The sequence below is a fragment of the Nostoc sp. genome (assembly GCF_036917275.1).
Taxonomy (GTDB): domain Bacteria; phylum Cyanobacteriota; class Cyanobacteriia; order Cyanobacteriales; family Nostocaceae; genus Nostoc.
The window spans coordinates 123,789-134,958 of the sequence record NZ_JBALDF010000065.1 but is presented as its reverse complement, the minus strand read 5'-3'; the positions used below and the strand labels follow the sequence as shown (position 1 = coordinate 134,958).

Here is an 11,170-nt window from a genome sequence, read left to right as displayed (position 1 = left end):
ACAATGTAAGCGATCGCATTCACAATGTAAGCGATCGCATTCACAATGTAAGCGATCGCATTCACAATGTAAGCGATCGCATTCACAATGTAAGCCATCACATTCACAATGCAAGCCGTCGCATTCACAATGCAAGCCGTCGCATTCACAATGTAAGCCATCGCATTCACAATGTAAGCCATCGCATTCACAATGCAAGCGATCGCATTCACAATGCAAGAAGTTACATTTAGATAGACTAAAGGGCTTGTCCTCAAACATCACCCCCGGTTTGCAGTTATCATGCTTTTGGGATGGTATTCGATAGTTTTTTTCATTAATGAGAAAATATTCATGAAATACAAACTCTTGGGCAAAAGCGGGTTAAGAGTCTCTGAACTCTCCTTAGGAACCATGACTTTTGGTGAAGATTGGGGTTGGGGTGCATCTGTTGACGAAAGTCGTAAAATCTTTGATGCCTATGTAGAAGCAGGGGGCAATTTCATTGACACCGCCAACGGTTATACCAATGGTAGCAGTGAAAAAATTGTCGGTGAGTTAATTGCTAAAGAACGGGAACGCTTTGTAGTTGCTACAAAATATTCCTTTCCCTTGCAGATGAATGATAAGACGGGCAACCCTAACGCCAGTGGAAACCATCGGAAGAATTTGATTCAGTCTTTAGAAGCTAGCCTAAAACGGCTCAATACCGATTACATTGATTTATTCTGGTTGCACGCTTGGGATTTTACAACACCTATTGAAGAAGTATTGCGATCGCTTGATGATGTAGTCCGTCAAGGTAAGGTACTTTACATCGGCATTTCTGACACCCCTGCTTGGATCATTTCCCAAGCAAATACCATCGCTAAATACCAAGGATGGACGCAGTTTGTCGCCCTGCAAATTGAGTATAGTTTAATTCAGCGAACACCAGAACGTGATTTACTACCAATGGCCAAAGCTTTGGATTTAGCAGTAACGCCGTGGTCACCCTTGGGTGGTGGTGTGCTGACAGGGAAGTACAATAAACCCAGTCAAGAAGGCGACGAACAGGGGCGAGTTACGAGTTTGGGGGGAGAGGTTTCTGAGAAGAATTTAGCGATCGCGAAAGTTGTCAGTGAAGTTGCAGAAAAAATTGGACACACACCCTCACAGGTAGCATTAGCTTGGTTACGCGCTCAAAGTGGTGTGATTATTCCGATCATCGGCGCACGTAAATTAACGCAATTTCAAGATAACTTAGCTTCTTTAAATGTCAGCCTCTCACCAGAACATTTGCAACGGTTAAATGAAGTGAGTCAAATTGAACTGGGTTTTCCTCATGACTTTTTGCAAAACGATGTAATTCGCGATCGCCTTTTCGGTGGTACATTCGATACCATAGAAAACCATCGCAGTTAAGGCAATAGTCATAAATCTTGAGACATTCAGGCATTAATTCAATCTACCGTTAGAGAGTTTTGCACAGCCAACCACTATCTGTAAAATTTCCCGCACCATTGACAAACGACTCTGGTTCTTAGAAGCTCATCTGCAAGTAGCATAAATTAAGGCAGAGAATGGCAAAGCGGATACTAATAAAACTCAAAAGATACCTGCTGGTGTAATATAAACACTTCGGATAGATCCGCTTTCTAACTCATTAGTAGTAGGGTGCGTTAGACTAAAGCTGTAACGCACCATTTCATAGGACATCTTGATCCAGAATTGATATAGCAGTTCTAACCCTATTAGCACGATTGATTTAAATCAAAATCTCACAGTATCTTTTTGGTAAGTACGCCACTTTTAAGTGCGTACTTTTCATTTTATATGTACATGCTTTACTATTGAAATAGTTCAAAACAAGGTTGAAGAATTAAAAAATATCTTCGGCAATTGAAGGAAAAATCTAAAATCCAAAATTGACCGACTCCTAACTAAATATTCATTAACAACGAGGTAAATTTATGTCTCAAAATACAATTACCTACTTAATCCATGATCGCAATGCCCGTGGTCATGCTCAAATAGGCTGGCTCGATAGTTATCACACATTTTCCTTCGGTAGTTTTTATGATCCCAACCGGATGGGATTTCGCTCTCTGCGGGTGATTAACGACGATCGTATCGCCCCTGGTGCTGGATTTCCTACCCACAGTCATCGTGACATGGAAATCCTCACATACGTCTTAGAAGGTGCAGTAGAGCATAAAGACAGCTTGGGTACAGGGTCAGTGATTCGCCCCGGTGATGCACAGATTATGAGCGCTGGAACTGGGATCAGCCACAGCGAATTTAATCCCTCACCAGATAATCCACTACACTTACTACAAATCTGGATTCTTCCTGACGAAGAAGGGTTGACACCAAGGTATGAACAAAAAGCTTTTCCTCTAGAAGAAAAGCGTGGCAAACTCCGCTTAATTGCTGCTAAAGATGGGCGTGATGGTGCTGTGACAATTCACCAAGATGTTAATTTATATACATCTGTTTTAGAGTCAGGTGATGTTGTTAATTATCAAGTCAAAACTGGTCGCTATGCCTGGTTACAAATAGCGCAAGGCATAGTTAACTTGAATGGTGAGGAACTCAGAGCAGGCGATGGAGTGCAAATCAACGGCGAAGAACAGCTAGAAATTAGCACCAACATCGGCGGTGAAATCTTGCTTTTCGATTTAGGCTAATATTGCAGCCAAAAGGGCGGTTAGAAACCGCATCTAAATAAACAAAACCTGCTTTCGCAGGTTATAACAAGGGGCTTAAGCCCCTTGTTTTGTCTTATATCATGTCCGCATAATTATACCAATTTGAAAAAAGAATGCGGCAATACTAGAACTTACGCATTGTCAAAAAATTAGTCTAATTAAACGAGTTTCTAAATTCGAGTGGTGAGACACTTGTCTTATTCTTAAATAATTTATTAAACGACTGCGGATGTTCAAAACCGAGCCGATACGCGATTTCGCTGACTGAAAGCGATGTTGTGGATAACGCTTCTTTGGCTTTTTCGATTAATTTATTGTGGATATGCTGTTGGGCGTTTTGTCCCGTCAGCGTTCTTAACATATCGCTTAAATAATTCGGCGATACGTTTAATTTATCGGCAATATATTTGACGCTTGGAATTCCCGATTGTAATTCATTTTGTCTGTCAAAATACTCGTTTAATAAATCCTCCAGTTTCACCAGCAAATCACTGCTCGCTTTTTTACGGGTGATAAATTGCCGATGATAAAATCTGTTTGAATAATTAAGCAGTACTTCAAGTTGTGAAACAATCACATCCTGACTAAAGTTATCAATATTGGAACGATATTCCTGCTCCATATTTTCGATAATATCGTTTATGATTGCTTCTTCTTTTTCCGAGAGGTGCAAAGCTTCATTGACAGAATAGTTGAAATACTCGTATCGCTTGATCGTTTTGGCTAGCGATGTATTCCATAAAAAGTCGGGATGGATTAGTAGTGACCATCCTCTACGCTTTGATGCTGCATCTTTATCAATCTCCACTCCGAAAACCTGACCGGGCGACATAAAAAACATTACGCCTTCATCAAAATCATACTCTTGCTGACCGTATTTATATTTAGTGTTCGGTGTTCTTTTGAGCGCGATTGTGTAGAAATCAAAGACAAGATTTATTAATTCTTGGGGAGGCAAATATTTAATGGATTCTAAATTAATCACGCTGATTAAAGGATGCTCAGGTTTAGGAAGCTCCAGCATCCGATGATATTCGGTGATCGTTTTAAATCTACGCGGTTGTGTGTTTGTCATATCGAAATGTAATTATTGCTGGTTATAAGCAACCGCGAAATCTTTCGCAAAATCTTTCAGCTTTACTTTACCCAATATTGGTCTATGGCGGAAATAGTCTTCATACAATCTGCCTCCACGCCTAGCGGCATTCATTTCCACAAAACCCTGTGCAGTTTGCGGGTTCATTCCTGATTCCAATAGACCATTTAAAAATTGTTCGTCAGAAATTTCCAGCCATTTCAGATCGGAATTTCCGATGGCTTTGCCCAGAATTTCGGCGATTTCGTTTGGCGAAACTTCATCGCTTGCAATATAACGAATTTCTTTACCATTAAAAGGTTTTTCAATTTCTTCGGCAATCACGGCAGCAATATCTTTTGGGGAGACCCACGGTTCTTTTTCATCGCCGCGATAGTTGCCGACAATCGCGCCAAGTGATTTGATGGTTTGGATAAAGGTATACATGTAAGTGTAAAAACCGACTGGGCGCACGAATTTAATAAAGACCTCTTCCGGCAGCTCTCTTAAAATATTTTCGACATTGTAATGAAACCGGAGCAAGCCAACTCCTTTGTCAGCACCGATACTGCTGAGATGCACGACACGTTTTACGCCCGATTGTTCAATGGCTTGTTTGTAGTTTTTGCCAATCTCGGTGATAGCCGCGATAACATCAACATTCGGGTCGAAGAAAGCATCGGGGGCAAGCGATTCCATCACATAAACGACATCTGCGCCTTTAAAAGTCGCTGATAGAAAGCCAGCGTCTTCCATTGTGCCAATGGCAGCTTTTGCGCCATTCGCTTCAATATCTTTCTGCCTTTCGGCTTTGCTGCTGATAACCGTCACCTGATGCCCTTTTTTCACTAACTCTTGTGTCAGTGGTTTACTAATATTTCCTAAAGAACCTGTCACTATAACTTTCATAAATATTTACTCACAAACTATTTCTAAATTGGAATTTGAATTTCTCTATTTATGGTAAATAATTTTTTATCTTTAAAGTTAGCCGAATTATCGGTAATTGTATCCAAAATGTGGAATTTTGCTGCTTAACTTTCATCCATCAAAGATTTGCGGTGAAGCAGCGCTCTTGGTAGGGTTTCCAACGCCAGTCGCTCATGGGGGAGACCCCAAGACTGCGCTGGCTCCTCCGCAGGCGACTGCTGTTAGCGCAGCGTTAGCGACGCAGGAGCGTCACCCGTTCGCGTAGCGTCACCGATAGGAGAAGGGTCTCTTTGGCGTGACAAAGCTAAATACTTGCAATCATGGCGATGCCTGCGGTGGTCACTGAGCTTTGTCGTACCACTTCCCTGCGGGACGCTACACGAACGTGGAAGCAAGCTAGTAAGAGTGTCTCGTAGAGAAGTGCGGGCTACGCCAACGCATTTATTATTTCGGCGAACTCATTTGTTATTTCGGCGAACGCATTTGTTATTTCGGCGAACTCATTTGTTATTTCGGTGAACGCATTCGTTATTTCGGCAAACGCATTTGTTATTTCGGCAAACGCATTTGTTATTTCGGCGAACTCATTTGTTATTTCGGCGAACACATTTGTTATTTCAGCGAACACATTTGTTATTTCAGCGAACACATTTGTTATTTCAGCGAACACATTTGTTATTTCGGCGAACGCATTTGTTATTTTGGCGTGGACATAACGCACCCTAGTGGCGCGGCAAGACTAAAATAGTGCTGCTACGAAACTACTAGAATTAAAACCTATGCTGGTCATTGCTTATGGTGCTTTTGAGAAAGTAGGTATTTGGCATGAAAAAGTTGAATAGCAGTCATTAGTTCATTGGTCATTGGTATCAATGACTTCGGACAAACCTCAGCAGGAGATTGGATGGGGGTGCGTAGACACGTTGGCGTAGCTTCTCGTAGAGAAGTGGCTTGTCAACAGACATCGCAAAGCGAATTTGACTACAATCCTTAAAAAGAGCAGCAAAAATATAATGTCCAAAAAGCCCGATTCACAGTTTCAAAATCTCTTTGCTTCACCCAAATCAACAAACTGGGACGAGAGATTAGCCCAAGTCGCCTATCGCTTTAACCGAGAATATCAAGGTGAAACCTTTGAACTCCCGGCAGAAGTACAGGCGATGCCGATATTTGGCGAGTGGATTGGAGGTAGTTTTTCAGGGAGAATTGCTTCCCCTTTTTGGGAAATTGCTAAACCTCAAAAAAACCAGCACTGTTTAGATATCGGCTGTGGTATCAGCTTTTTAATTTATCCTTGGCGGGATTGGCAAGCATATTTTCATGGGCAAGAAATCAGTAATGTGTCCCGCGATACGCTTAATTCCCGTGGGCCGCAGTTGAATTCCAAGCTGTTCAAAGGTGTTGAGTTGGGAGCAGCTCATCAGTTAAACTATTCATCAGAGCAGTTTGACTTAGCGATCGCAACAGGATTCAGCTGCTATTTTCCACTCGAATATTGGGATGCTGTTCTGATAGAAGTCAAGCGGGTGTTAAAACCAGGTGGACATTTTGTGTTTGACGTTCTCAATCCAGAACAGCCTTTGGCGGAAGATTGGGCAGTTCTGGAAACCTATTTGGGGGCTGAGGTATTTTTAGAACCTTTGCCTAAGTGGGAAAAAATCATTAAGGCGGCTGGTGGTAAAGTAGTAACGCATAAATCAGGGGAATTATTCGAGTTGTATAAGGTGCGGTTTTAAAAATACTGTTACTCAGGGATAAGTGGACTTGATGGATCTAAAGAAGTTGTAAAGACAAAATAGATTACCCCAGCCCCGAGAATCATCACGGCCAGACTAAACAGCAGCACCCAACGGTCTGTCGGTTCATAAGTATCTTCTTCGATATCACGACGGACTGCGAAATAGTGTCCTGTTGAGAGCCACACCGTGATTAAACCCACCAGCGAGAAGACTAAACCTAACTTCCAGCCGTTGCCGGGACGGGGCATCAAAGGTACTTGGAAAGCACGCAAACGCACGATGACGACACCAAAACCTAAAAGAGCTATCCCTGTCCGCATCCAAGCGAGGTAGGTACGCTCATTTGCCAAGTGATCTCGGATTCGGGACGGATTCAGTCGTCCTGGCTTCTTTTTATCTTTATCTTCTTCTGTAGATTTCAATTTTAACTGCATCAATAACACCCGTATCCCTAAAGCGGCTCTTATTAAAAAAATGCCGAGGTAATAGCAAATCTCCTTCCAGATGACTTGCATCCAGCGCAATAGTTGCGCTAGTGAAATATACCTCTTGTGATTGTACATTTTTTTCAAAATTTATTTTAATGCAGATATATAAATAAAACAAGCCTGACCAAATAATTCGTAATTCGTAATTGATGGTACAGAGCAAGTGTAAGTAATAAAGTGTCATCAAGAAAACAGCCAAGATCAGAGAGACTTTTCACCAGTGCAAGTCAGGTTTATCCTCTGGTTTCGGCTGTTACTCTATTTAAATTCCGAACAATCGTTCAAAAATAGACTATGCAGTTCTATTTCAAGACTGATTGCTAGGCGCATTAGGAACTCGTGTATTTATGAGAGCCTGCGATATATCTGGGATAAACCAGTTAGCCTCATTGCTGTTAAGAACTTTTACAGTGGGAACATTCAATTCAATCGCAGCAGTATCTGGATTTGTCTTAATCACCAACTGAGTTCCATCAAGTATCTTCAGAGCAGCCGGACCTGTTAATTTTTGACCTTGCCCATTAGAAGTAGAAGTAAAATTTGCTACCTTGACATCATTCCCTAGATAGATGCCATCACAATCCCAGTTCTTTTTAGTGGACTGACCATTAGCTAGAAAATAGAGATTATTGTCGTATACCGCATCTTCATCGTCTTCATCATTTGCTCTTTTGCCATATACAGCTATGGTATTACCTGTTTGGTTGTCGCATTGACCCCAGTTGATTCCCGTCTCTAAAGCATATTTTTGCAGTGTTAATTCCTCGATTCTCTTCTGAATTTCCTTTTGTGTAAGACCTTCAACTTCAGTTTGGGCATCTTTTGTCTGAGAAAGTTCGTTAAGAGCTTTAGTGACTTCGATATAGTCAGGGTTTTTGCTAAATTTTGGTCTATCAGCAAAAGATGGTTGAGCAAAGGCGAGATTAGCGAAAATCATCAAGACAATTAGCAGAGATTTCCAGATTTTCATGTTTTGACTCCTGTTGATGGATAATATATTTTGCAGTTTGGAATTCATTTTGAGCAGAAAATTCATGATGTACCTATTTTTAGATAATTAATTTTTATTGCTCTTCACTTGAAGGCTGAGAATTGAAACCTAAAATCAATGAAAATATATAACTAGAAACTACAGATACAAGAGTCAAAGTAACATTTTCTGTAACAATAAATATACCCAGTCCAATCAATATACAAGGCACAAAAGTATTGCCATTCTCAGTTAAAAATTGTGCGATCGCAGGCAAGTAGGTTAATTTATAAGCGGTATAACACCACACACCTACTAAAAAAAAGAATACACCTAGTATTACCAATAGACTCTCTAATTCAGAATTGGCAAACAGAGGTACATAGACGCTAATATTATCACTACCATTTGCAAAGGCGATCGCAGCTACATTACATGTTTGCGGAGAGAGAAAACTGGCAATTATAGAAGGACAAGACGGCTCGGTTTCTTCTGCGGCTTCCTCAGATGAATCCTCTTCGCGTTTTAGTAAACTACTCATACCAATGATTATGGGCATTAAACCAAGTAGTCTGATCCAGTCCTGCGGTATGATTAGTGCACCGAAGAAACCAGGAAGGCTAGCAATGATCAATGCAGCAAAACCGAGATACTGACCAGCAAGGATGTGACGACTGCGGAACGTTTTATTTATTTGTGAAAAAAGTAACGTCAGAATGACAATATCATCGATGTTGGTGGCACTAAATGCTGTGATCCCTGTGGTAATTGCAGTTACTAAACCGCTCATTTGTGGAAGTCCTTATTTTCATGCTTGGTCATTCAATTTTGGATTTTAGATTTTAGATTGGATTTACGATATCCAAAATACTGGTATCAAAAATTTTATATTGAGTAGGAATACTAAATTATCATCTGTGTCGTGATCACTGATGCGTCATCTGGTTCGCTCTGCTGAAATTTTTAAACTCTGCTTTGGCTGTTTGGGTCTATGCCGAAGCCTTGATTTATACTTTAGTCAAACTAACCGATAGAATCAAATGCTTTTGTTTGTCAAAATGATAAATGAAAGTGATTAAAAATTTGACACCAAGTTGTAGGGATACTATGAAATGGCAGGAATGACGCTTGAGCAGCTAAAAATCTTTCTGGCTGTGGCGCAGCAGTTACACTTTACTCGCGCAGCAGAGGAGCTTTATATTACACAACCTGCCGTCAGTGCAGCGATCCACAACTTAGAGCAAGAATACGGAGTGAAACTGTTCCATCGGATTGGTCGCCATATCGAGATTGCTGAGGCTGGTAAATTGCTGCAAGTGGAAGCGCAGAAAATTCTCGATCAAGTTTCCTTGACTGAAAGGGGATTGCGAGAATTGAACAATCTGCAACGGGGTGAATTGAAATTAGGGTCGAGTCTGACAATTGGTAACTACTGGCTACCTAGCAAGATTAGTGAGTTTAAGAGCCGATATCCTGGTATCCAGATTGACTGTAGCCTTGCCAATACAGAAGAAATTTGTGTCGGAACGGCGACAGGACAGTTTGATTTGGGTTTGGTGGAAGGAGATGTAAAGCCAGCGCTCCAAAATACTCTAGAGTATGAAATAGTGGGGAGCGATCGCTTGCAAATTGTGGTAGGTCAAAAACACCCTTGGTTTGAGTGGGGAGAAATTGATTTAACCCAATTGACTAAAACTCTTTGGGTGATGCGAGAACCAGGTTCTGGAACCCAGCAAAGGTTTGAGGAAGCCCTACAAAATTGGGGAATCAATCTCAGTGAACTGGATGTAATTTTAGTATTCAACAGTGGAGAGATGACAAAAGCAGCGATCGAAGATGGTGTTGGTGCAATTGGAATTTCTGAGTTGATGGTAAAAAAAGAAATACAGTTGGGAACTCTGCGGGCAATTCGAGTTATTGATAACAGAGAGAGCAACGGTGCGATGCCTACGGCGGGCCACGCCTACGCAGAAATAGTTAGACCTTTTTTCAAACTCAAACATCGTCAACGTTTTCAGACTGCTCTTTCTAAAGTCTTTGAACAAATGTTGATATCGTCTATGTTAGATGGCTCACATCAACACGGATCAAAATCAGTTATTTAAAGCAACATTTTCGCTAATTTAATTAGACATAATCAAGGAGTTAGTCATAGAGAATTCAGTATGAGTTCTCTACGACTAATGAATTAAAAAATACTGTCATCTTAAATCCGCTTGCAGGGAAGTCCCCATTGCCCCTTATCCCCAGAGGGGGCAGCGAGTTCCCAAATTCCCTTCACACCTTCTGCATATTTCTACTGATGGGGTCAAAACCTCTAGAAAAGCGCGTGCTTTCATCGTAGTAAGCGCCAGTCAGATTCGCTCCATACAACTTGGCATAGTTGAGTTTGGCTCCCCGGAGATTTGCTTCATTCAATTTGGCACCGCTCAAATTAGCTCTGGTCAAATTCGCTTTGGCTAAGTTAGTTCTACTCAAATCTGCTCCCCAGAGTTTAGCTTTAGCTAGGTTAACTCCACTCAAGTCAGATCCCCATAAATTAATTCCAGGCAAATCGGCTCCAATCAGCTTGTCGCTACTCAAGTTGATAGCTGGAAAATATCTTTCCCCTGCGGCAAAACGCCGTTTTAATTCCTCAGCATTCATGCGTCGCGTTGACCTTTCTTAGCAATACAGAAGTTATTTGTTCCCACTCCTGACTTAGTTCTCCTAAAAATGCTGGCTGACCACTGCGTTGATACCAGTAATGGGCATTGTAAGAATCGCCTTCTTTGCGGTGCAGGTAAGCATGAACCCAAGCACTGTCAGCATCGCTGGCATCTGTAACTATTTCATGAGCCTTGTTGTAATCACCTTTGTTGTCATACCACATTGCTTGCAACCCTTTTGGTAATGTCTCAGGACATAGGGGCTGCTTTTCGATTAATCGCAGGAATTCCTCTGTATTCACGATCGCCACCCAACAATAATTAGACTTATATATCTAAGATACTCCTCAACTTAAGGTTAAGGGGAGCAGAGACTAGAGCTTTTTTTAACTTTCCAAACATCCTCTAAACTTTGTTACCTTTCTTACAATACCCCCCACTTTCTAAACATCCTCGAAACAAACGCCAACGAATTTATCTGTGGACAGCTTCTATTTTAACCCCCATAGTAGATAAAGATTGTTTATTTAATATCTGCAATCCTCCAAATTTACTCAGACGCACAGAGCTAATATAGAGCAATTTCTTTCTATTAATGTTCGGGCAGTCCGTCATTATCTGGCAGCAAATAATGGATTTATCTTATTAACT

12 protein-coding genes and 2 pseudogenes are annotated in these 11,170 nt (G+C 41.2%); 5 read left to right on the top strand and 9 right to left on the bottom strand.

Annotated elements, in window-relative coordinates:
- A pseudogene (locus V7K35_RS26135) lies at positions 1–257 on the bottom strand (hypothetical protein); the annotation flags it as partial.
- Between the two features lie 76 nt (positions 258–333).
- Here V7K35_RS26135 and V7K35_RS26130 point away from each other — a divergent pair.
- The 3 genes and pseudogenes from V7K35_RS26130 (at position 334) to V7K35_RS26120 (ending at position 2,648) form a co-directional block, all read left to right on the top strand.
- Positions 334–1,383, top strand: a complete 1,050-nt coding sequence (locus V7K35_RS26130) for an aldo/keto reductase (protein WP_335082996.1) — start codon at positions 334–336, stop codon at positions 1,381–1,383.
- 82 nt (positions 1,384–1,465) lie between these two features.
- A pseudogene (locus V7K35_RS26125) lies at positions 1,466–1,594 on the top strand (DNA starvation/stationary phase protection protein Dps); the annotation flags it as partial.
- Positions 1,595–1,931: 337 nt separating this feature from the next.
- Positions 1,932–2,648 (top strand): pirin family protein, encoded by a 717-nt coding sequence (locus V7K35_RS26120; protein ID WP_335082994.1) that lies wholly within the window; start codon positions 1,932–1,934, stop codon positions 2,646–2,648.
- 175 nt (positions 2,649–2,823) lie between these two features.
- Here V7K35_RS26120 and V7K35_RS26115 read toward each other — a convergent pair whose 3' ends face one another.
- From V7K35_RS26115 to V7K35_RS26105, 3 genes are all read right to left on the bottom strand, one after another.
- Positions 2,824–3,744, bottom strand: a complete 921-nt coding sequence (locus V7K35_RS26115; RefSeq protein ID WP_335082992.1) for a helix-turn-helix domain-containing protein — start codon at positions 3,742–3,744, stop codon at positions 2,824–2,826.
- A 12-nt stretch (positions 3,745–3,756) separates the two neighbouring features.
- Positions 3,757–4,653, bottom strand: coding sequence for an NmrA family NAD(P)-binding protein (locus V7K35_RS26110; RefSeq protein WP_335082990.1), 897 nt, complete (start codon positions 4,651–4,653; stop codon positions 3,757–3,759).
- A 448-nt stretch (positions 4,654–5,101) separates the two neighbouring features.
- Positions 5,102–5,344, bottom strand: coding sequence for a hypothetical protein (locus tag V7K35_RS26105; RefSeq protein ID WP_335082989.1), 243 nt, complete (start codon positions 5,342–5,344; stop codon positions 5,102–5,104).
- Positions 5,345–5,687: 343 nt separating this feature from the next.
- Here V7K35_RS26105 and V7K35_RS26100 point away from each other — a divergent pair, with 343 nt between their 5' ends.
- Positions 5,688–6,410, top strand: a complete 723-nt coding sequence (locus tag V7K35_RS26100) for a class I SAM-dependent methyltransferase (protein WP_335082987.1) — start codon at positions 5,688–5,690, stop codon at positions 6,408–6,410.
- An 8-nt stretch (positions 6,411–6,418) separates the two neighbouring features.
- Here the strand turns inward: V7K35_RS26100 and V7K35_RS26095 are convergent, their stop codons facing one another.
- The 3 genes from V7K35_RS26095 to V7K35_RS26085 all read right to left on the bottom strand — a co-directional run bounded on the left by V7K35_RS26095 (position 6,419) and on the right by V7K35_RS26085 (position 8,661).
- A complete protein-coding gene (locus V7K35_RS26095) occupies positions 6,419–6,847 on the bottom strand; it encodes a YidH family protein (protein ID WP_335083006.1) in 429 nt (142 codons plus the stop codon).
- 361 nt (positions 6,848–7,208) lie between these two features.
- Entirely contained in the window at positions 7,209–7,871 is a 663-nt protein-coding gene (locus tag V7K35_RS26090; protein WP_335082985.1) for a hypothetical protein, read from the bottom strand.
- Between the two features lie 94 nt (positions 7,872–7,965).
- Positions 7,966–8,661, bottom strand: a complete 696-nt coding sequence (locus V7K35_RS26085; protein WP_335082983.1) for a cadmium resistance transporter — start codon at positions 8,659–8,661, stop codon at positions 7,966–7,968.
- Positions 8,662–8,983: 322 nt separating this feature from the next.
- Between V7K35_RS26085 and V7K35_RS26080 the strand changes: the two genes are divergently transcribed.
- On the top strand, positions 8,984–9,976 hold the full coding sequence (locus V7K35_RS26080) for a LysR substrate-binding domain-containing protein (RefSeq protein WP_335082981.1): 993 nt from the start codon (positions 8,984–8,986) through the stop codon (positions 9,974–9,976).
- A gap of 172 nt (positions 9,977–10,148) precedes the next feature.
- Here V7K35_RS26080 and V7K35_RS26075 read toward each other — a convergent pair whose 3' ends face one another.
- Positions 10,149–10,517, bottom strand: a complete 369-nt coding sequence (locus V7K35_RS26075; protein ID WP_335082979.1) for a pentapeptide repeat-containing protein — start codon at positions 10,515–10,517, stop codon at positions 10,149–10,151.
- Positions 10,507–10,821, bottom strand: a complete 315-nt coding sequence (locus tag V7K35_RS26070; protein WP_335082977.1) for a hypothetical protein — start codon at positions 10,819–10,821, stop codon at positions 10,507–10,509. The genes V7K35_RS26075 and V7K35_RS26070 overlap by 11 nt, the downstream gene beginning before the upstream one ends.
- Positions 10,822–11,170 lie beyond the last annotated feature (349 nt).

Bases quoted from the DNA above. Each gene is read 5' to 3' on its own strand.
- V7K35_RS26130 (WP_335082996.1), top strand. From the start codon at position 334: ATGAAATACAAACTCTTGGGCAAAAGCGGGTTAAGAGTCTCTGAACTC.
- V7K35_RS26120 (WP_335082994.1), top strand. From the start codon at position 1,932: ATGTCTCAAAATACAATTACCTACTTAATCCATGATCGCAATGCCCGT.
- V7K35_RS26115 (WP_335082992.1), bottom strand. From the start codon at position 3,744: ATGACAAACACACAACCGCGTAGATTTAAAACGATCACCGAATATCAT.
- V7K35_RS26110 (WP_335082990.1), bottom strand. From the start codon at position 4,653: ATGAAAGTTATAGTGACAGGTTCTTTAGGAAATATTAGTAAACCACTG.
- V7K35_RS26100 (WP_335082987.1), top strand. From the start codon at position 5,688: ATGTCCAAAAAGCCCGATTCACAGTTTCAAAATCTCTTTGCTTCACCC.
- V7K35_RS26095 (WP_335083006.1), bottom strand. From the start codon at position 6,847: ATGCAGTTAAAATTGAAATCTACAGAAGAAGATAAAGATAAAAAGAAG.
- V7K35_RS26090 (WP_335082985.1), bottom strand. From the start codon at position 7,871: ATGAAAATCTGGAAATCTCTGCTAATTGTCTTGATGATTTTCGCTAAT.
- V7K35_RS26085 (WP_335082983.1), bottom strand. From the start codon at position 8,661: ATGAGCGGTTTAGTAACTGCAATTACCACAGGGATCACAGCATTTAGT.
- V7K35_RS26080 (WP_335082981.1), top strand. From the start codon at position 8,984: ATGGCAGGAATGACGCTTGAGCAGCTAAAAATCTTTCTGGCTGTGGCG.
- V7K35_RS26075 (WP_335082979.1), bottom strand. From the start codon at position 10,517: ATGAATGCTGAGGAATTAAAACGGCGTTTTGCCGCAGGGGAAAGATAT.